A 20,556-nucleotide genomic window follows, 5' to 3' on the forward strand; every position below is an offset into this window, starting at 1 on the left:
TCGCATCTCAGATAGCGACGGTCTTCAGCTTCTTGCGGCGGCCGTAGATCAGCACCGCCAGCGCACGCGACACGGTGATCGCGGTGAACATCGAGGCGAAGATACCGATCATCATGGTCAGCGCGAAGCCCTTCAGCGGGCCGGTGCCGAACGCGTACAAGGCCACCGCCACGATCAGACCGGTGAGGTTGGCGTCCAGGATGGTGCCGCCGGCCTTTTCATAACCGGCCGCAATCGCCGATTTGGCCGGCACGCCCAGTCGCAGCTCCTCGCGGATACGCTCGTTGATCAGCACGTTGGCGTCCACCGACAGGCCCACCGACAGGGCCAGACCGGCAAACCCCGGCAGTGTCATGGTGGCGCCGAACAGCGACATCACCGCCACCACGATCAGCAGGTTGAACAGCAGCGCCACCGAGGTGATCGCGCCGAACACGCGGTAATAGACGGTAAAGAACACCAGTGTGAACAGGAACGAGTAGACCACCGCAGTGACGCCGCGCTCCACGTTCTCTGCGCCCAGGCTCGGGCCGATCACGTATTCCTCAACGAAATCCATCGGTGCGGCCAGCGAGCCGGATTTCAACAACTTGGCCAGGTTCTCCGCTTCGGTCTTTTCCAGACCGGTGGTCTGGAAGTTCTTGCCGAACACGCCGGCGATACGGGTCGGAGACAGCGCCTCTTCCTTGACCCGCACGCTGCGCACTTCCTTGCCGTCGACCATGCTGACGGTGGGAATGCGCTCGATGTAGACCACCGACATCAGCTTGCCGACGTTGGCGCTGGTGTAGTCGAGCATGCGCTGGCCGGCGACGTTGTTGAGCGTCACTGCCACCGCCGGCATGCCGTTCTGGTCGGTGCTGACGCTGGCACTGACCATCTGGTCGCCGGTCACCAGCGCGCGCTTGTTGAGCAGCACCGGCGCGCCGGTATCGCGCACGCGGTAGACCTTGGCTTCGGGCGGGATGCTGCCGCTGCGCACGGCGTCTTCGGCATTGCCTTCGACCACCGCGCGGAACTCCAGCGAGGCGGTGGCGCCGATCAGGCGCTTGGCCTCGGCGGTGTCCTGCAGGCCGGGCAGTTCGACCACGATGCGGTCCTCGCCCTGGCGCTGGATGGTCGGTTCGGACACGCCCAGCGCGTTGACGCGGTTACGCAAGGTGGTGAGGTTCTGCTCGATCGCGCCGCTGGCGATCTGCTTGAGTTCGGCCTCCGGCACCTTGACCGAGATGTTCTGGCCGCTGACGTCGTAGGTCAGGGTCGGCTGCGACTTGGCCAGCGCGGTGCGCGCGGCGTCGACGCTGGCGCCCTCGCTCAGGCTGACCTGGATGCTGTTGTCGCCGCGGCGCTCGACCGAGCGATAGGCGATACGGCCGTCACGCAACGTGGTGCGGATGTCTTCGGCAAAGCCTTCCAGGCGCTTTTCCAGCGCGGCCTTCTGGTCCACCTGCATGGCGAAGTGCACGCCGCCGACCAGGTCCAGGCCCAGCACCATCGGCCGGCCGCCCAGCTTGGCCAGCCAGTCCGGCACGGTCGAGGCCAGATTCAGCGCCACCGTGTAGTTTTCGCCCAGTTGCTGGCGCAGCACGTCGTTGGCGCGGGTCTGTGCCTGCAGGTTGGGCAGGCGCACCATCAGGCTGTCGCCTTCCCGGGTGACGGCCTTCGGCGTGATGCCGGCGGCCTTGAGGTCGGCGTCGATGCGGCTGCGCAAGGCGTCGTCGAGCTGGGCACCGCGGCTGGCGGTGATCTGCACGGACGGGTCCTTCTGGTAGATGTTGGGCAACGCGTACAACGCGCTGACCGCCAGCACCAGCAGGATCAGGAAATACTTCCAGCGAGGAAATTCAAGCATTGCGACAGTCCCGCGCGACACCATCCCGGCGACGCGCCTAGCAGTGAGAACGACTTCAGGCGGCCAACACAACGTCGCCAGCGGTCGTCAGGTGGATGCGGCGGTGCCGCGGAGCAGCGCGCTCAGCGCCGGTTCGCGGCACCGACTGCGCCCACCTGACAGTGGGCGCAGCGGGTTGGTTGCCGCTTAGTTGGCAGACTTCAGCGTGCCCTTGGGCAGCACGTGGCCCACGGCACTCTTCTGTACGCGGATGCGCACGTTGTCGGCCACTTCCACGGTGATGAAGTTGTCGCCGATATCGGTGATCACGCCCGCCACGCCGCCGGAGGTGATGACCTCGTCGCCGCGCGCCAGCTTGTCCAGCAGCGACTTGTGCTCCTTCTGGCGCTTCATCTGCGGGCGGATCATCAGGAAGTACATGACCGCGATCAGGATGATCGGCAGCGCGAAGGTGGACAGGCCGCCCATCGGGCCGGGCGCCGGCGCGCCGCCAGTGGCCTGCGCCTGGGCGACGGGGATCAGGAAATCGAGCAGATTCATTCAGTGCATCCTAGTTTGGGTGCCAGCGCGCCAACCGGCCGCTCGCTATTCAGGTACCGCCGGAGCGGAACAGCCGGGAATTATGCCATGCAGGTTCCAAACCGTCCGCGCAAGGGCGCGGACGGCCGGTCTCAGCTGGTTTCCCCCGGCAACGGCGGCGTGATGGCGCCGCGTGCCGCATAGAAGGACCGCCGGAACTCGGCAAAGGTTCCCGAGGCGATCGCCGCACGCAGGTCGGCCATCAACTTCTCGTAGTACCAGAGGTTGTGCAGGGTGCCCAGCATCGGCGCCAGCATCTCGTTGCAGCGGTCCAGATGGCGCAGGTAGGAACGTGTGTAGCCGCTGCTGCAGGCATGGCAGCCGCAGCCCGGCTCGATGGTGTCCAGGTCGCGCTCGTACTTGGCGTTGCGGATGCGCACGGTGCCGAAGGAGGTGAAGTAATGCCCGTTGCGCGCATTGCGGGTGGGCATCACGCAGTCGAACATGTCCACGCCCCGTGCCACGCCTTCGACCAGGTCCTCCGGCCGGCCCACGCCCATCAGGTAACGCGGGCGGTCGGCCGGCAGGCGCGGATGCAGGTGTTCCAGCATCGCGTTGCGCTCATGCTCCGGCTCGCCCACCGCCAGCCCGCCGATGGCGTAGCCGTCGAACCCGATGCCCTGCAGCCCGTCCAGCGAGCGGCTGCGCAGGTCCGGATGCACCCCGCCCTGCACGATGCCGAACAGCGCCGCGTCGTTGCCCAGCCCGTCATGCGCCTGCCGCGAGCGCTGCGCCCAGCGCAGGCTCAGCTCCATCGAGCGCCGCGCTACCTCTTCGGTGGCCGGGTACGGCGTGCATTCGTCGAAGATCATCACGATGTCCGAATCGAGCACCTTCTGGATCTGCATGCTCTCTTCCGGGCCCAGGAACACCCGCGCACCATCGGTGGGCGAGGCGAAGGTCACGCCCTGCTCGGTGATCTTGCGGCGATGCGCCAGCGAAAACACCTGGAACCCGCCCGAATCGGTGAGGATCGGCCCGTCCCAGCGCGCAAACCCGTGCAACCCGCCGTGATCGCCGATCACATCCAGGCCCGGGCGCAGATACAGGTGGAAGGTATTGCCCAGGATGATCTCCGCACCCAGTGCGCGGATCTGCTCGGGCAGGATGCCCTTGACCGAGCCATAGGTGCCCACCGGCATGAACGCCGGCGTCTCGACGGTGCCACGCGGAAAGGTCAGACGCCCACGCCGGGCATGGCCGTCGGTGGCTTGAAGCTGGAACTGGAGTCGGGACATTGAAAGGCCGGGATTGGAAATTGGGGATTCGGGGTTGGCAAAAGCGAGAAGGCGGCGAGCGGAGTGCTGTTACGAATCCCCACTCCCGACTCCCCAATCCCTGCTCCACAGCAACATCGCATCGCCGTAGGAAAAGAAGCGATAGCGCTGTTCGATGGCGTGTTGATAGGCGGCGAAGATGCGCTCGCGGCCGGCGAAGGCCGAGACCATCATCAGCAGCGTGCTTTCGGGCAGATGGAAGTTGGTGACCATCGCATCGACGCTGCGGATGCGGTAGCCGGGCAGGATGAAGATCTGGGTTTCGCCGGCAAATGGCAGCAGTTCGCCCTCGGGCGCGGCATCGCTGGTGCGCCAGGCACTTTCCAGCGAGCGCACCACCGTGGTTCCCACCGCGATGACGCGGCCGCCGCGGGCCCGGGTGCGGCGCACCTGCTCGACCAGCGCGGCACCGACGTTGAGCCATTCGGTGTGCATCACGTGCTGGTCGAGCGCATCCACGCGCACCGGCTGGAAGGTGCCGGCGCCCACATGCAAGGTGACATGGCCGAACTCCACCCCGCGCTCGCGCAGGCGTGCCAGCAATGCCTCGTCGAAATGCAGCCCGGCGGTGGGCGCGGCGACCGCACCGACCTCGCGCGCGAAAACGGTCTGGTAGCGCTCGCGGTCTTCCACTCCCGGCTCGCGGCGGATGTACGGCGGCAGCGGCAGGCGCCCGGCTTCCAGCAGCCAGTGCTCCAGCGGCGTGGGGATCTCGAAACGCAGCAGATAGAACTCGCCGTCGCGGCCCAGCACCTCGGCCTGGCCGCCGGCGTCCAGCGCGATCCAACTGCCGGCCTTGGGCGACTTGCTGGCGCCGATCTGCACCCGCGCCTCGCGCTCGCCGAGCAGGCGCTCGATCAGGATTTCCACCCGCCCGCCACTGGCCTTTTGCCCGAACAACCGCGCCGGGATCACCCGGGTATCGTTGAAGATCAGCAGATCGCCCGGCTGCAGCAGCTCGGGCAGATCCCGCACCTGCCGGTCGACCAGCGCCTGCGGCGACGGCGGCACCACCAGCAAGCGGCTGGCCGCCCGCTCGGCCAACGGCGCCTGGGCAATCAGCTCGTCGGGCAGCGAATAGTTGAAATCGGACTTCTTCAAGGCCGCAGGATCGGATGGCTGAGGAGCCGGATATTGTAACTGCGGCGGGGATTGGGGATTCGGGATTCGTAAGAGCAGGATCCGCGGACCGGAACGTTTAGGACGCAAGCGGCCCGCTTTTACGAATCCCCAATCCCGAATTCCCAATCCCCGCCTCTCACCGCTCAAACTTCGTTGACAAAATGATCGACGTCGTCGTGCGCTCCACGCCGTCGATCGCGCCGATGGCGTCGGTGAGCACGTCCATCTCGTTGACGCCGCCGACCACGCCCAGGGCGATCAGGTCGTAGGCGCCGCTGACCGAGTGCAGCAGGCGTACCTGCGGGATGTCGCGCAGCGCCTTGACCACGGCCGGCATCTTCTTGGGCAGCACGGTGATCAGGATATGCGCGCGGATGCGGCCCTGTTCGTAGGCGTCGTGGGTGCGCACGGTGTAGCCGCTGATCACGCCGTCGCGTTCGAGTTTTTCGATCCGGCTCTGCACGGTGGTGCGCGACAGCCCGAGCCGGCGCGCAATCTGCGCGGTGGAGGCGCGCGCGTCCTCGCGCAGCAGCGACAGCAGGCGTTCGTCGGAGGGAGTGATTTTCACTTTTGCCCAATTGGTTCGTCGATTCGACGAAAATACCCCACTTCCTGCCCGGATTCACGCTGCCAAACGCCGATCTTCTGCCGATAATAGGAAGGGAACGCCACCTTGCAGGAGATGCGCCATGTCCGTCCTCGCCCCGCTCGCCCCGCTGCGTGCCCACGCCGGCCGCCGCCTGACCGATGGCCTGGACGATGCCAGCATCGTGCGTCTGGCCGCCAACCACCCGGATCTTGCACGCGCCATCGACGCCGCGGCCGCCGAGTACGCGCAGGTGCGCGCGGAGGCCGCCGACCTGCTGGACCTGGACGAAGACGCACAGATCAGTGCGGTGCAGGACGGCTTCATCAATTTCTATGCCGACGATGCGGTGACCCCGTACGTGGCGCTGGCCGCGCGCGGGCCCTGGGTGATCACGCTGAAGGGCGCGGTGCTGTACGACGCCGGCGGCTACGGCATGCTCGGCTTCGGCCACACCCCCGCGCCGGTGCTCGAGGCGATGGCGCGTCCGCAGGTGATGGCCAACGTGATGACGCCGAGCCTGGCGCAGCGCCGGCTCGACCGCGCCCTGCGCGCCGAGATCGGCCATACCCGCGGCGGCTGTCCGTTCGCACGCTTCATGTGTCTCAACTCCGGCTCCGAAGCGGTCGGTCTGGCCGCGCGCATCGTCGATACCAACGCCAAGCTGCACACCGACCCGGGCGCGCGCCACGCTGGTGCCAGCATCAAGCGCGTGGTGGTCAAGGGCAGCTTCCATGGCCGTACCGACCGCCCCGGCCTGTATTCCGATTCCAGCCGCAAGACCTACACCAAGTACCTGGCCAGCTACCGCGACGAAGACTCGGTGATCGCGATCGCGCCGTACGACGTGGCGGCGCTGCAGCGCGCCTTCGACGAGGCCGCACGCAATCACTGGTTCATCGAGGCGGTATTCCTGGAGCCGGTGATGGGCGAAGGCGACCCGGGCCGCGCATTGCCGGCCGCGTTCTATGCCGCGGCGCGCGAACTGACCCGCCTGCATGGCAGCCTGCTGCTGGTGGATTCGATCCAGGCCGGCCTGCGCGCGCACGGCGTGCTGTCGGTGGTGGATTACCCCGGCTTCGAGCAGCTCGACCCGCCGGACCTGGAGACCTATTCCAAGGCGCTCAACGCTGCGCAGTACCCGCTGTCGGTGCTGGCGGTGACCGAACACGCCGCGCAGGTGTACCGCAAGGGCACCTACGGCAACACCATGACCACCAATCCGCGTGCGCTGGATGTCGCCTGCGCCACGCTGGCGTTGTTCACCCCGCAGGTGCGCGAGAACATCCGCACCCGCGGCGCGCAGGCGATCGCCAAGCTGGAAGCACTGCAATCCGAGCTGGGCGGTTTGATCACCAAGGTGCAGGGCACCGGCTTGCTGTTCTCCTGCGAGCTGGCGCCGCAATTCAAGTGCTATGGCGCCGGTTCCACCGAAGAGTGGTTGCGCCATCACGGCGTCAACGTCATCCATGGCGGCGAGAATTCGCTGCGCTTCACCCCGCACTTTGCGATGGGCGAAGACGAACTCGATCTGCTGGTCGGGTTGATCGCGCGTGCACTGAAGGAAGGTCCGCGCCAGGCCCAGGCCGAGGCGGCCTGAGAGCCACCAACCGAACGTGGCGAGCCGTCCTCAGGTGTGAGCGGACGGCGCGCAGAAGCTTCGGTATCCGAGCGGTACCCGCCGAATCCCAGCACCATCCGCGCACACCGCTTGGTGGGCGCCGTGGTGCTGTGAGTCGCTTGAACGCCAGGCGACGCAGGCAGTCCTTGCGCGCCGGGCAGGCGCGCCGCCCCCGAGCTCACCGCGCGCCCTTGCTGTCGCGGCGATGTGCTGCCCAGCCGGTCAGATCGGCACGGCGCTCAGCTTGCGGCGCAGGTAATTGGTCACGGCCCGGCGTGGCGACTTGCCGCGCCAGGACGCCCAGCACAGGTGCGAGCCCACCGCGACGGTGCCGCCACGGTGGCCGAGCCCGAACCAGGTGCGATCCGGATGGAACGCATCGCGCGCCGGGAACACGATGCCGGCAAACTCGCCGGCGTGCGCGTTGTAGAAACGCGTCAAGCCGCGCGGGCCGGAGATCATCGGAATCTGCCGGTGGTCTTCCAGCATCTCGGGCGCATGCGTGGTGAAGATGTGCTCGATGAAGGCGCGCCAGAACGGATGCCCTGCCTCCGAGCCGAACACGGCGTTGCCGATCTTGAACTGCTCGTTGCCGGGCGCGCCCTCTTCGATCGGCAGCACGCACTGCTGTGCCAGTACGTCCGCGTCGAGCGTGCGCAGCAGCTTGTAGTCGGTGTCGAAATAGAACCCGCCGTAGCTGTGCATATAGGCGCAGCGGGCGATGTCGGCCTTCATCACGCCGAAGCGTATCGCCTCGTAGCGGTCGGCGAATTCCGGGAACGCGCGCCGCATCAGTGCGGAGTTGTCGGCGTCGTCCCAGACATGGCAGGTCCAGCCCGGCAGCAGCCGCTGCAGGCGGGCCTGGATCTTGCGCTCTTCCCAGAGCAGGTGCTTGGTCGGCGCAGTGAGATGGAACACGTGGGGGATCATGGGGGCTTCTCGGGGCTGGGGGAACCAGACCTCCATCGAAGCACCGCACCGAAGCCGGCTACCCGGATGGAGCTCCGGTTAGCCGCAACAGTAGTCCCATTATTAGTGTGACGTAATTCACAATTTTAAATGGTTACGCCTGCCGCCGATTCGCGTCATCAATCCAGAACCGAAGTTCGCTCACAGCCTCGTCATCCGGTACGGCGGGTCTCGCAACGCTGCTGTCCTGTGCCTCACTCCCAGCAACGGTCTGCGCGTCCCTTCAGGGTTGCGCTGCGCGGGCAATCGCGCGGTGCGATGCGCCCGGCTTCCTGCTCCACCAGCCGCTTGCCGCCATCGCTGCCGCGCTCCAGCTCGAACGCATCGTAGAGACGTCCGGTGGCGGTGCGCGACTCGTAACGCAACTTCTGGTTGTCGATGCGAAGCACCTGATAGAGCTGGGTGTCTTCGCCGACCGGACGCATGGTCTTGCGCGCCATGTCCGAGAGCCGGTACTGCTTGGGCCCGGCCACCGAGACCACGAACACCGGCGTCGCCTGCCCTGCGTCATCGCCGCGCCGGCCGTAGGTGTGGTCGTGGCCCTGCAGCACCAGATCGACGTTGTGGCGGCGGATCACCGGCAGCACCTGCTCGACCAGCTTCTGGTTCTCGCGATCGGCGCGCGGGGAAAAGAACGGCTGGTGGATCAGCACGATCGACCACGGGTGCGGGTTGTCGGCCAGTACCGTGTCCAGCCACTGCGCCTGTGCCGGGCCGGTGCCCAGATCCAGCACCGAGGTGCCGTCCAGCACGGCGATGCGCACGCCCTGATAGTCGAACCAGTAGCTGGTGCGCGCCGTGGCCGACGGCCCGTTGCGCGGCAGGGCGAAGGTCACCGGCCAGTGGTTGCCGAGCGTGCGCGTGGCCTGCGGGGTGTCCTCGCCCTCTTCGTGATATTCGTGATTGCCCGGCGCCGGTGCCACTGCGGTGCCTTCCAGCAACCAGCGCCCGGCTTCGAACCACTCGGCCCACTCGTTGTCGTCCTGGCCGTCCTTGCCGCTGACCAGGTCGCCGGCAAACAGGGCCAGCCGCGCGTCCGGTGCGCTGCGCCAGGCCTGGCGAATCACCCGCGAGACCAGGCTGAGGTTCTTGTTCTGGGTGTCGCCGAAGTACAGCAGCGTCAGCGGTGTGTCGGCGCTGGCGGCGGTGCGGAAATGATTCCACGCGCCCCAGGTGCGGTTGCCCTGCACGCGGTAGGCGTACAGCGTGTCCGGCTTCAGCCCGTCGATGTCGGCGCGGTGGTGGTGCGAGCTGCCGTTTTCGCTGGCCAGCGTGGCGGTGCTGGCGCGGATACGGCGCGGCGTACCCAGGTCGGGCGAGTCGCCGGCAACCACCAGTTCCAGCCACGGCTGGTCGACGCTGGCATCGGTACGCCAGGCCACCGCGAAACCGGTCGCCGCCGCCTGCGCGGGCGTGGCGACGATGCGGTCCGGGAAGCCATCGGCAACATAGTGGGTGGAGCCCGCCGGCACCTGGGTGTTGGGTTCGGCGGTTTGGGCTTTCTCAGCGGCGAGCGATCGACCGCCCGCCATCGCCACCAGCAACAGCGCTGCAGACAGCGCCGCACGTGCCGCGCTCATGGCGCGCACTCTTTCAGGCGCAGCGTGCGCGCGATATCGCGCCAGTCGAATGCCGCCACCGCCTGGTCGTCATGCAAGGCGTAGAACACCCCGCCCGGAAAGCGCGCATCGCCGCGTTGATCCAGCCACACGCCGTCGGTATTGGCAGTCACCCGGCCAGCGAAGGCACCGACATGCGCCAGGCTCTGGCGATCGAATACCTGGAACACGCTGCGGTCCTTGAACTGATCGGTGGCGATCCAGTAGCCGCTGCCGTCCTTGCACGCAAACAGCGTCATGCCTTCGGCCTGCGCCTTAAACAGGCCGCTGCCAACATTGCGGCCGCGGTAGCGTCCGTCCATGCCGTATTCGCGCAACTGTGTGCCCACGGCGACATCTTCTTCGGCAATCATCAGGCGCGCATGCGCTTCATCGCCGAACACCGACTCGGCAATGCGCACTGCGCCCGCGTCGCTGGTATCGCCGAAGCTCTGCGTCAGCCGCGATTGCCAGCCCTGCCCTGCCTTGTTCAATTGATAGCGACGAAAGCGTTGACCGAGTTCGGCCACCGGCGGCGGCACATCCTTGTTGGCCGGAGACATGTAGTTGTCGCTGACCACCACCTCGTAGCCGCCGTCGTGCTTGCGCACCCACAGGCCGTAGGGTTCGCGCAATTCGTCCTGGCCGAAGCTGGTCAGCGGCTTGAAGTCGGGCAGCGCAAACACCTGCACGCGGCGGTTGTCGCGCTCGACCACGAACACCAGATCGTCGACCACCGAAATCCCGTTCGGGCGATCCAGCTTGCCCAGGGCCTTGCCCTTGCCGCCGACCACGCGCAGGCGCTTGCCGCTATCGCCATCGAACACCACCAGCGCATGCGTGGCCTTGGCGGTGGCGATCAACCAGCGGCGGCCATCGGGCGCACTCCAGCTGGCCGGCGAATCCAGATTGTCGGCCGGGGTCAGCGCGGTGATGAAGGCCTCCGGCACTACTTCATGCGCCACCTTGGCCTCGCTGAGCAAGGGGTCTTTCAGCAATGCCTCGTCGGCTTCGCGGTCGGCCGGTGCGCTGGCGCAGGCGGTCAGCGCCAGCGCGCTGGCGAGCAGCGTGGTGTGGAGTAACGTTGTGTGGAGCCGCGTGCGCGTTGCGATCACAGTGCCACCTTCAGGCCGAGCGCATAGGTGCGGCCGTATTCTTCGTTCTGCAGCGTGCGCGAGGGCACGCCCTGGTACAGCTCCAGCGGTTCGTCCAGCAGGTTCTGCGCTTCCAGATACAGGCTGACATGGCTGTTGAATTGGTAGTTCATGCTGAAATCCAGCTGCGTATGCGGGGCGACATAGATATCGTACGCGCGGCTTTCGCCGATGGTGTCCAGGTACTCGCTGCGGTACACCGCCGCAACCCGCGCACTGAAGCCGTATTTTTCGTAGCCCAGGTGGCCGCTGTAGATGCGCTTGGACGAGCGCGGCAAGGTGAAGTCCTCGCCGGCGCGATCGCTCAGGCCGGGATCGAAGTCGCTGTCCAGCACGGTGGCGCTGGCGCCGACCAGCAGGCCGTTCCAGCCTTCGGGCAGGAAGTCCAGCGCCTGCTGCCAGTTGAATTCGGCGCCACGCACCTTGGCGGTGTCGCCGTTGATCGAGCGCGTGACCTGCAGGTCGGGGAACTCGGCATCGTTGGTGCTGATGGTCTGCACGATGTAGTCGTCGATCGACTTGTTGAACACGCCCAGCGAGATCAGGCCGGTGCTGCCGATGTATTTTTCGAACGACAGGTCCAGGTTGGTGGAGCGATACGGATCGAGATCGGGGTTGCCGACGTTCACCTCGTTGTCGCCGCGATTGATGCTCAAGCGCGGGGAGACATCGCCGAACGCAGGCCGCGACAAGGTCTTGTTGGCGGCAAACCGCAGTACCCAGTCATTGCCGGTGTCGTAGCGCAGATGCAGGCCAGGCAGCACGTTGGTGTAGCTGCTGGAGGCTTCGCGCGGCGTCACCGTGGCGGTGCGGCCGTTCTCGGCCACGTCGACCTGGTTGCCGGTGGCATCGAACTGGGTGTTTTCCACGCGCACACCGGCAATCGCGCGCAGCGCACCGATATCCCAGGTGCCCATCACATAGGTGGCGAACACGTCTTCGGTGGCCTTGTAATCGTCCTGCAGCGATGTCTGCAGATTGCCGCCGACATCCTGCGGGCGCGCACTGTACAGATTGCCGGAGGTGTTCCAGTAACGGCGCATGCCGTCCGAGCCGATGCTTTCGCCCAGGGTACCGCCGCGGTGTTCCGGCGCGGCGGTGGTCCAGTCGCTCAGATCGATCGCCGGCCCGCGACGCAGCTCGCTTTCGTCCACATTGACATCGCGCTCGCGCCAGCGGCCGAGCACACCCATCTTCAGGCTGGAATGCTCGCCGTCGAAGCGCACGTTGATCTGCGCGCTGCGCTCGCTGTCGTCCACCCGCTTGGGCGCAAGCACGAAGCGGTCGAACACGAAATCGTCGTTGCTCTGCCAGCCGTTGTCGGAAAAGCCCAGGCGCGGAATGCCGCTGTTCTGATCGACCGTGGCCGACAGATCGTCGCCGTCATAGTTGAAGCGCGCCTCCATCTCGTCGTTCACGCGCTCGGTAGTCTTGGTGTAGCCCAGCTTGTAATCCACCGTGGCCGCGCTCAGACGGTTTTCACCGCCCACGCTCAAGGCCATGGTGTCCTCCTTCTTGGTGCGGTAGCGCACGCGCTTGGAGATGGAATCGGCCGGCAGATCGGCCACCTCGTAAGTGCCATCGCCATTGGCGCTGACCTGGCCATCGGCCAGGCCGAAGATGGTGCGCTGGCGGGTTTCGGCATCGTCGAAGCGGCTGTACAGCGTGCGCAGGTAATAGCGGTTGTCCGCGTCGGGGCGCCAGTCCAGATTGAGGTTGGCGCCCATGCGGGTGCGCTCGATGAAGTACTTGCGGCGCTGCACCTCGCCGGCGAACAGATCGTCGGCCGCACCGCCGTCGAAGCTGTCGTAGGCCACCTCGGTATTGTCGGATTCGAATTCGCGGTCCTGGTAGTTCACGCCCACTGCGACGCCGAAGGTGCCGTCGAAGATATCGCTGTAGTTGAACGCGCCCTTGGGGCTGGTCTTGCCCGACAGCGACTGGTGGCTGCCTTCGATCGAGCCGCGCAGGGTGCGGCCATCGCGATCGAACGCGGAGGTGGACTCGACCTGGATCGCACCGCCGATGGAATCGCCCGGCATGTCCGGGGTCGGCGACTTGACCACCTTCAGGCGTTCGGTGGAGTCGGACGGAATCACGTCCAGCGGCGCCGAGCGCGTGCCGTCTTCCGGCGTCCCCATGGTCATGCCGTCGATGGTGACGCTGTTGAGCGCCGAATCCAGGCCGCGGATCACCACGAAGCGGCCCTCGCCCTGATCGCGGGTGACGCTGACGCCGGGCAGGCGCTGCAAGGATTCTGCAACATTCTTGTCGGGGTAGCGGCCCATCGCATCGGAGGCCACCGCATCCTGGATCGCATCGGAGCCACGCTTGAGATCGACTGCGCGCACCTGCGATTCCACCTGCGGGCGCACTTCCAGGCGCTCCAGATCGATGGCCGCCGCGCCGGATGCACCGGTGGCAGCTGCCGCACCCTCGGCCGCCTGCGCAAGCGGGCTCCACGCGGCCGCCGCCAACGTCAGCGTGATCGCCAGGCACAGCGGAGTCTTGTTCAACACGGGTGCTTCCCCAATCGGTTAAGAATGGGTGGGCACACTATGTCTACGACGTTTCACTGACATGACATATGCAAGCGCGATCACGCGCAATGTGTGGCGACGCTGCCGCCGGCTGCGGCACACTGTGGGTCTCTCCCGCCTGTCGCTGCCCATGAAAATCGTCGAAGTGCGTCACCCCCTCGTCCAGCACAAGATCGGTCTGCTGCGCGATGCTGCCTTGAGCACCAAGGGCTTCCGCGAACTGGTCACCGAGCTGGGCACGCTGCTGGCCTACGAGGCCACCGCCAATCTGGACACCGAATCGCACGTGCAACCCGGCTGGGCCGGCCCGGTGACCGTGCAGCGGATTGCCGGCGCAAAAATCACCCTGGTGCCGATCCTGCGCGCAGGGTTGGGCATGCTGCCCGGCGTGCTGGCGCTGATCCCGGCCGCGCGCGTGAGCGTGGTCGGCCTGCAGCGCGACGAAGAAACCCTGCAGCCGGTGCCCTACTTCGAACGCCTCACCGGCCGCCTGGAAGAACGCGATGCACTGATCCTGGACCCGATGCTAGCCACCGGCGGCACGCTGATCGCCACCATCGACATGCTCAAGCGCGCCGGCGCGCGGCGGATCAAGGGCATCTTCCTGGTCGCCGCACCGGAAGGCCTCAAGGCACTGGAAGCCGTGCATCCGGACGTGGAGGTCTACACCGCCGCGATCGACGACCACCTCAACGACAAGGGCTACATCCTGCCCGGCCTGGGCGATGCAGGCGACCGCATCTTCGGAACGCGGGTGGAGTGAGTTGCGGTGTCTTCTCGCCCCTCTGCCTGCGGGGCGAGAAGACTCCGCTTGCGCGCCATTGGCGCGCGTGCCTTGAAGCGCCCGCGCCGCAAGCGCGGGCCGGGGGCGCGCAGTGGGGATTGGGGTGAAGGTCCGTCGAGCGAAGCAGTCGGGGAGTCACTTCTGACGGCGCGTGGCGACGCGTTTGTCATTGCCGGCATTGGTAGCTCCCCGGCGGCGCACCCTCATCCGGCGCTACGCGCCACCTTCTCCCGGTGGAAGAAGGAACAGCCGCGGCGTCGTTCGTTGCGTTGAAAAATGCCCACCTCAGCGCGTCGACGCCTCGATCGCCGCACTCACATACACCAGCGGCGCATTCCAGTTGATCGCCACCTCGTTGCTGGCATAGCTGCAGGTGTTGTCCAGGTACGACAGTGCCGGCAGCCTGGAGGGATACGCCACCTTGCAGTCCTTGGCGTCCTGCTGGCCCGGTTGCGGACCACCGGCCAGCCAGCCGGGGACCGGTGCGTCGATGCCGTCGGCCTCGGAGGGGCGATGGTGGATATGCATCGGGCTGCGCAGCCCGACGCCGGTGACGAACGACAAGCCCAACGGATTGCGCCCCAGGATGTAATCCAGCTGCGACTGCGCGGCATCCAGATACGGCCGCTGCCGGGTCAGCCGATAGCCCTGCATCAGCATCATCGCGCGGTTGAGCACCACCGCATTGCTGCCCCACACGAAGTCGGTGTCGGTCATCGCCAGACGCCAGGGCGAGGCCTGCCACTCATCGGCAAGACGCTGCGCCAGGCCGGTGATCTCACCCGCGATGCGTGCGCGATCGGCATGCGGGGTGAGCCGGTCGCGATGTTCGGCCAGCGACATCCAGGCCAGGCCGCCGACGTTGCTCCAGCCCGGCACGCTGGCCGGTACGTTGCGCGCAATCATTGCGTCGTAGAAGCCGTCCTCGCGCGTGCTCACGTACAGCTCGGCCGCGGCCCAGGCGAATTCGTCGTCTACCTGCGCATCGTCATAGCCGCCGGTGCGCACGTCGTCGGGCTGGCGATAGATCACATCCGGGTGTTGCTGCGCCCACGCCCAGGCACTGCGCGCGGCGTTCAACATGCGCGCCGATGCGCCCGGATACTGCTTGTCGAACGGCGCATAGACGCGGCTGGCTGCCGCCATCACTGCGGCGAAATCCAGCGTGGCGGCGGTGGCCTTCATCACCACATAGCGTTGTTGCGTGGCCTGCGCGGGCATCACCAGTCCGTCGAACTGCTTGTCGGTGAGCTTGTGGTACACGCCACCGTCGGCCGGGTCCTGCATGGCCAGCATCCATTCCAGATTCCACCAGGTCTCCTGCAGGATGCCGGGCACGCCGGGCGCATCGTCGGGAATGGTCAGGGCCTGCGCCTTGAACAGCGCCGGGTACTGCTCGTAGGCGGCCAGCAAGGTGTAGGTGCTGATGCCGGAATTGACGATGTACTTGTTGTAGTCGCCGGCGTCGTACCAGCCCTTGGGCGCACTGATCACGCTGTCGGCCGGGCGCGTGGCCGATGCCGCCGAAGGATGGATGCGCACCTGCGTATCCGGATGCCCGGCCGCGCGCGCATACGGCCCGGCGAACTGCGCCGGCAGCGCAGTACTGGCGCGATTGAAATAGAACGCCTTCAGCGATGCGTCGAGCACGGGCCGATACGCGCTGGCCGCGATCGGGAACGGATCGGACGCCGGCTGCCCGTCGATCTTCAACCGGTAGGTACCCGGCGCGCGCAGGCTGGAAAAATCCGCCACCCGCGCCTGCTGGCCGGCCGGCGTCCACAGCGCGGCGGCCTGTAGCTTGCCCTCCAGCACCTGGCGGCCCTGCGCGTCCTCGACCGTGAAACGGTCCGCGGTGGGCGCCGCGCCTTGCGGCAATCCGAGCACCGCAAGCTTGGCCGAACCCGGCAGATAGCCGAGCTGATTGACGTGGATGGCAGCGCCCGTTGCCGCTGCGGCCTGGTCGCCGGTGGTGTCGGCCGCGCAGGCGGCGATGGGCGATGCGATCACCATGCCGGTGAGCAGAGTCTGGAAAATGTTCATGTCGCGATGGTCGCTGCATTGGCGCAGGGCGACAAGTCCAATCCAGGCATAGCCAACCGCGTGGAAATGCATCGCTGCAGTCGCGTGCCTGCATCGATGGTGGCGAGCACCTGCGGCCAACCGCAGCATCGCGCAGGCCATGCCATGGCACGGCGCGGCAGATGCAACGGGCAACACCCGCTGCCTTGCGGCCATGCCTGCCCTCGCCTACGAGGACAGGCACATCTCGATCAGTTAGCCGTCAGCGCGCCGCCGCATCCAGTTGCACCTGCGCCTTGCCCACCGGGTTGCGCGGGTCGCTCCCGCCGGTGAGCACGTTGCTGCGCTTGTCCCATTCCACCGTTTGCAGGTTGCCCCAGACGTGGCTGGAACCGCGGCCGCCCTCGGCGGTATCGCCCGGCAGCTTGAGCGCGTGACCCATCGCCTGCAGCGCCTTGGCGGTCTGTGGCGAGAACGCGTTGCTCTCGGCCTCGATCACGTCCGGCAGCCACTGGTGGTGATAGCGCGGCAAGGCGCTGACCTGCTGCGCGTCCAGGCCGGCGTCGTAGCCCAGGATGCCGAGCAGCACCATGGTGATGATGCGGCTGCCACCCGGCGTGCCGATCACCGCGACCTTGTCGGCCGATTCCATGAAGGTCGGCGTCATCGAGCTGAGCATGCGCTTGCCCGGCTTGGGCGCGTTGGCCGCGTAGCCCATCACGCCGAAGGCATTGGGCGTGCCCGGCTTGAGCGCGAAGTCGTCCATCTCGTCGTTGAGCAGCACGCCGGTGCCCTTGGGGATCAGGCCCGAGCCGTACAGCAGGTTGACGGTCTGGGTGGCGCCGACGCGGTTGCCTTCGCCATCGATGATGGAAAAGTGCGTGGTCTCGTCGTCTTCCAGCGGGGTCGGGTTGCCCGACAGCAGGTCGCTGGGCGTGGCCTTGTCCGGGTTGATCGTGGCGCGCAGGCCTTGTGCGTAATCCTTGCTGGTCAGCACGCGCTGCGGCACGGCGACAAAGTCCGGGTCGCCCAGGAAGAAGGTACGGTCGCGGTAGGCGCGGCGCATCGCTTCCACCACCAGATGGGTACGGTGCGCATCGTCGAGCGTGTCCAGCTCCCAGCCTTCCAGGATCTGCAGCATGGCGGCAAGTGCGATCCCACCGGAGGATGGTGGCGGCGCGGTGGTGATCTTCCAGCCGCGGTAATCGAACTGGATCGGCGTGCGCTGCTTGACCCGGTACCCGGACAGCTCGGCGGCCTTCCACTGCCCGCCGGCCTGCTTGACGCCGGCCAGCAGTTTCTTGGCAGTTTCGCCCTTGTAGAAACCATCGAAGCCCTTGTCGCCGAGCAGCTGCAGGGTATGCGCCAGCTCGGGCTGCTTGAAGATGTCGCCTTCGGCAATCGGCTTGCCGCCGCGCAGATATACCTCACGCGTGCCGGGATAACGCTCCATCACCTCGCGCCGCGAGGCATAGCCCTTGGCCATGCGCGCATACACCGGGAAGCCTTCGCTGGCGATGCGGATCGACGGCGCCAGCGACTGCTTCAGCGGCAGCCGGCCGTGCTTGGTGGCCAGTTCCACCAGCGCTGCCGGCAGCCCGGGAATACCGGCCGACCAGGGACCGTTGACCGAGCGGTCGCGGTCCAGCGCGCCCTGCTTGTCGAGGAACTGCGCCTCGCTGGCCGACTCGGGCGCGGTCTCGCGCGCGTCCAGCATCACGTCCTTGCCGGTCTTGGCATCGTGCAGCAGGAAGAAGCCGCCGCCACCCAGCCCCGAGCTGATCGGCTCGACCACCGCCAGCGTGGACGACACCGCGATCGCCGCATCGAACGCATTGCCGCCCTCGCGCAGGATCTGCAGGCCGGCATCGGTGGCCAGCGCATGACCGCTGGCAATCGCCGCACCGGGCGGGTGCCCCGCCACCGGGGAGGTCGTGGCTGCTGCAGGCTTGGCGCCATCGGCAGCCCAGGCCGGCGGTGCCAGCACCAGGGCCAGCAGCAACAGGCCGCGCGAAGAGAAACGTCGGGAAAAGATGCTCACGGGGCGGGAGGCTCCTGTTCGTACAGTTCGGGGTGGTCGCGCTGCAGCTGCATGAGCTTGGCGAGCAGTTGATCGTGGGTTTCCGGTATTGCCGGATCCGGGTCGATGCATTCGACCGGGCACACCACCACGCATTGCGCTTCGTCGAAATGGCCCACGCACTCGGTGCAACGTGCCGGGTCGATCACGTAGATGGTTTCGCCCATCGAGATGGCCTGGTTCGGGCACGCCGGCTCGCAGACATCGCAGTTGACGCAGAGCTCGTTGATCTTCAGCGACATATCGGCACCACCATGCGATGCGGCGCAGCGCGATGCAACGCCAGGCGCTGGAACGCAACGTACTGCTGGAAGCGGACGCACGGGGCGTAGCGCGGTGCACAGACAACGCCATGCATGTGGCCGGCAACCGGTCCGAGCGGACCGGCGCCGACGGCGTGTGGGATCAGCAGCATGCTGCGATCCCGCACGGCGGCCGGACGCGCCCTCCCGCGCCTCCGGCCTGGTACGGCATTACTTGGCTTCAACGAAGGTGTATTCCACGCCCTTGGGCTGGACGATACCCTGCACCCGCGCATTCTCGGCCGCATTGCCGATGAACAGCACGCGCACACCCTTCATCGAATCGGCCGGCACGTCCTTGAACGCGGCGTCGATCAGGTCGGCCATCTTGGTCGAGGCGGACGAACCGAAGGCCAGCATGTTGCCCGGCTGCACGCCACGCGCGAGTGCGGTCTTGACGCTTTCCAGCTGACGCTCGTAGCTGCCGGCGAACTCGGCATCGGACTCCGGCGGCAAGTAATACAGGAACGGGCTGTTGGTGGTGGTGCCCAGGTTCTGGCCGACCACTTCCTGCAGGTACTTCTTCCAGCCGGCGTTGTCGTCCTTGGCCGGCGCGGTCAGCGCAGCCGGAGCGGCGGCGGCGGTCGGTGCCGGCTCTTCCTTCTTGCAGGCGGTGACGGCCAGAGCAGCGACCGAAGCGAGCACCAGCGCGCGCATTGTGTGTTTCATGAAACTCCTCCCTTTGAAAAGCATATGGTGATGTGACTGCTAGAGAATCAGGCCTGCGCGCGGGACTCGCGCACCTGCCGCAAGGCTTCGACGACCGAAGCCGGAACGAAACCGGACACGTCCCCGCCCAGCCGCGCGATTTCGCGCACCAGCGAGGACGAGATGAAGCTGTATTGCTCGGCCGGGGTAAGGAACAGCGTCTCCACCTCCGGGATCAGATGGCGGTTCATGCTGGCCATCTGGAATTCGTATTCGAAGTCGGACACCGCGCGCAGGCCGCGCAACAGCACCCCGGCGCCCATGTCGCGCACGAAGTGGGCCAGCAGCGTGTCGAAGCCGCGCACTTCCACATTGGCGTGCGCGGCCAGTGCTTCCTGGGCCAGCTCCACGCGGCGCTCCAGCGGCAGGGCCGGGCCCTTGGAGGGGCTGTAGGCCACGCCGACCACCACGCGCTCGAACAACGGCGCGGCACGGTTCACCAGATCGATATGCCCGTTGGTGATCGGGTCGAAGGTACCGGGATAGACGGCGGTGCGGCTATTGGCCACGCTCATACGGAAACTACCGGGGTCGGATCGCCGTTCAGTGTAGCAGCGGCCCGGCGGTACAGCGCATAGCGCACCTGCTGGGTGGCGCCTTCGCGGTGCAGATGCCAGCCGGCCGGCACCTGCGGCGGGACCTCGGCCGGGCCTTCCAGGTACAGCCAGGCGTCGGCGCTCAGGTGCGCGGGCAGGCGTTCCAGCACGCTGGGCCACAGCCCGGCGGCAAACGGCGGGTCGACGAACGCGATGCTGGCCTGCGCCACCGGCGCACGTTCCAGCCAGCGCAGCGCATCCTCCTGCAGCACCTGCACCTGATCGGCCGCATCCAGCCTGGTCACGTGCTGGCGCAAGCGCTGCACCAGGCCAGGGTCGCGCTCGATCAGGGTCGCGTGCGCGGCGCCGCGCGACACCGCCTCCAGGCCCAGCGCACCCGACCCGGCAAACAGGTCCAGCACACGCGCGCCGGGCAGGCGCGGCATCAGCCAGTTGAATACCGTCTCGCGGACGCGGTCGCTGCTCGGGCGCAGGCCGGGCAGGTCCGGCACCGCCAGCTTGGTGTTGCGCCAGCGCCCGCCGACGATGCGCACCTGCCCTTCCGCGCCGCGTGGCGCCGGCCGTGCGGGGCGGCTCATCGCAACACGCCGGGTGCGGGCGAACGGGTGCAGGACGGCGGCAGCGCAAATGGCGACATGACTCAAGGCAGACGGGTTGGCCGGCCATGATACCGCCGCGATCGCCGCAACCACCCTCCCCGATCGCCATGGACGCAGGCCATCTGGCGCACGCCCGCCTTGAAAAATCCCCACGCGGCCTCATCCCCCAGGCCATCGGCCGCGTTGCGGCCTGGGCCACCATGGAG

Annotated in this window: 17 protein-coding genes; 2 read left to right on the forward strand and 15 right to left on the reverse strand. The window is 67.1% G+C overall.

Annotated features, from left to right (window positions below; all coding sequences use genetic code 11):
- Positions 1-7 precede the first annotated feature (7 nt).
- The 5 genes from secD to ACCQ04_RS12305 all read right to left on the reverse strand — a co-directional run bounded on the left by secD (position 8) and on the right by ACCQ04_RS12305 (position 5,398).
- On the reverse strand, positions 8-1,852 hold the full coding sequence (secD, locus tag ACCQ04_RS12285) for a protein translocase subunit SecD (protein WP_226427650.1): 1,845 nt from the start codon (positions 1,850-1,852) through the stop codon (positions 8-10).
- Positions 1,853-2,038: 186 nt separating this feature from the next.
- The gene (gene yajC / locus ACCQ04_RS12290) at positions 2,039-2,392 is read right to left on the reverse strand and encodes a preprotein translocase subunit YajC (protein ID WP_016903294.1); all 354 of its coding nucleotides are present in this window, start codon (positions 2,390-2,392) and stop codon (positions 2,039-2,041) included.
- Positions 2,393-2,523: 131 nt separating this feature from the next.
- Complete coding sequence (gene tgt, locus ACCQ04_RS12295; protein WP_016903293.1) at positions 2,524-3,669, reverse strand: tRNA guanosine(34) transglycosylase Tgt; 1,146 nt, start codon at positions 3,667-3,669, stop codon at positions 2,524-2,526.
- Positions 3,670-3,738: 69 nt separating this feature from the next.
- Positions 3,739-4,809 carry a tRNA preQ1(34) S-adenosylmethionine ribosyltransferase-isomerase QueA gene (gene queA / locus ACCQ04_RS12300; protein WP_154832196.1) on the reverse strand — a complete coding sequence of 357 codons (1,071 nt, stop codon included), beginning with the start codon at positions 4,807-4,809 and terminating at the stop codon, positions 3,739-3,741.
- Between the two features lie 157 nt (positions 4,810-4,966).
- Positions 4,967-5,398 carry an Lrp/AsnC family transcriptional regulator gene (locus ACCQ04_RS12305; RefSeq protein WP_016903291.1) on the reverse strand — a complete coding sequence of 144 codons (432 nt, stop codon included), beginning with the start codon at positions 5,396-5,398 and terminating at the stop codon, positions 4,967-4,969.
- Between the two features lie 121 nt (positions 5,399-5,519).
- On the opposite strand from ACCQ04_RS12305, the gene ACCQ04_RS12310 reads away from it, so the two are divergent.
- Entirely contained in the window at positions 5,520-7,016 is a 1,497-nt protein-coding gene (locus tag ACCQ04_RS12310; protein WP_226427649.1) for an aminotransferase class III-fold pyridoxal phosphate-dependent enzyme, read from the forward strand.
- 243 nt (positions 7,017-7,259) lie between these two features.
- Here the strand turns inward: ACCQ04_RS12310 and ACCQ04_RS12315 are convergent, their stop codons facing one another.
- The 4 genes from ACCQ04_RS12315 to ACCQ04_RS12330 all read right to left on the reverse strand — a co-directional run bounded on the left by ACCQ04_RS12315 (position 7,260) and on the right by ACCQ04_RS12330 (position 13,277).
- The gene (locus tag ACCQ04_RS12315; RefSeq protein WP_226427648.1) at positions 7,260-7,967 is read right to left on the reverse strand and encodes a glycosyltransferase family 32 protein; all 708 of its coding nucleotides are present in this window, start codon (positions 7,965-7,967) and stop codon (positions 7,260-7,262) included.
- A 233-nt stretch (positions 7,968-8,200) separates the two neighbouring features.
- The gene (locus ACCQ04_RS12320; RefSeq protein WP_226427647.1) at positions 8,201-9,586 is read right to left on the reverse strand and encodes a purple acid phosphatase family protein; all 1,386 of its coding nucleotides are present in this window, start codon (positions 9,584-9,586) and stop codon (positions 8,201-8,203) included.
- Positions 9,583-10,719 (reverse strand): phytase, encoded by a 1,137-nt coding sequence (locus ACCQ04_RS12325; RefSeq protein ID WP_372358531.1) that lies wholly within the window; start codon positions 10,717-10,719, stop codon positions 9,583-9,585. The genes ACCQ04_RS12320 and ACCQ04_RS12325 overlap by 4 nt, the downstream gene beginning before the upstream one ends.
- A complete protein-coding gene (locus tag ACCQ04_RS12330; protein WP_226427646.1) occupies positions 10,716-13,277 on the reverse strand; it encodes a TonB-dependent receptor in 2,562 nt (853 codons plus the stop codon). The genes ACCQ04_RS12325 and ACCQ04_RS12330 overlap by 4 nt, the downstream gene beginning before the upstream one ends.
- 151 nt (positions 13,278-13,428) lie before the next feature.
- Here ACCQ04_RS12330 and upp point away from each other — a divergent pair, with 151 nt between their 5' ends.
- Entirely contained in the window at positions 13,429-14,061 is a 633-nt protein-coding gene (gene upp, locus ACCQ04_RS12335) for a uracil phosphoribosyltransferase (RefSeq protein ID WP_024940024.1), read from the forward strand.
- 306 nt (positions 14,062-14,367) lie between these two features.
- Here the strand turns inward: upp and ACCQ04_RS12340 are convergent, their stop codons facing one another.
- From ACCQ04_RS12340 to rsmD, 6 genes are all read right to left on the reverse strand, one after another.
- Positions 14,368-16,125: a glycoside hydrolase family 9 protein gene (locus ACCQ04_RS12340; RefSeq protein WP_226427645.1), complete on the reverse strand. Its 1,758-nt coding sequence runs from the start codon at positions 16,123-16,125 to the stop codon at positions 14,368-14,370.
- A 241-nt stretch (positions 16,126-16,366) separates the two neighbouring features.
- Complete coding sequence (ggt, locus tag ACCQ04_RS12345; RefSeq protein ID WP_054593027.1) at positions 16,367-18,145, reverse strand: gamma-glutamyltransferase; 1,779 nt, start codon at positions 18,143-18,145, stop codon at positions 16,367-16,369.
- Positions 18,142-18,426 carry a YfhL family 4Fe-4S dicluster ferredoxin gene (locus ACCQ04_RS12350; protein WP_003489796.1) on the reverse strand — a complete coding sequence of 95 codons (285 nt, stop codon included), beginning with the start codon at positions 18,424-18,426 and terminating at the stop codon, positions 18,142-18,144. Before ACCQ04_RS12350 ends, ggt begins: the two co-directional genes overlap by 4 nt.
- A 231-nt stretch (positions 18,427-18,657) precedes the next feature.
- Positions 18,658-19,155: a hypothetical protein gene (locus ACCQ04_RS12355; protein ID WP_039516474.1), complete on the reverse strand. Its 498-nt coding sequence runs from the start codon at positions 19,153-19,155 to the stop codon at positions 18,658-18,660.
- A 47-nt stretch (positions 19,156-19,202) separates the two neighbouring features.
- Positions 19,203-19,709 (reverse strand): pantetheine-phosphate adenylyltransferase, encoded by a 507-nt coding sequence (gene coaD, locus ACCQ04_RS12360; protein ID WP_016903280.1) that lies wholly within the window; start codon positions 19,707-19,709, stop codon positions 19,203-19,205.
- On the reverse strand, positions 19,706-20,395 hold the full coding sequence (gene rsmD / locus ACCQ04_RS12365) for a 16S rRNA (guanine(966)-N(2))-methyltransferase RsmD (protein WP_180970553.1): 690 nt from the start codon (positions 20,393-20,395) through the stop codon (positions 19,706-19,708). Before rsmD ends, coaD begins: the two co-directional genes overlap by 4 nt.
- Between the last annotated feature and the right edge of the window lie 161 nt (positions 20,396-20,556).

The sequence above is a fragment of the Xanthomonas sp. NCPPB 2866 genome (genome assembly GCF_041475745.2).
Taxonomy (GTDB): domain Bacteria; phylum Pseudomonadota; class Gammaproteobacteria; order Xanthomonadales; family Xanthomonadaceae; genus Xanthomonas; species Xanthomonas arboricola.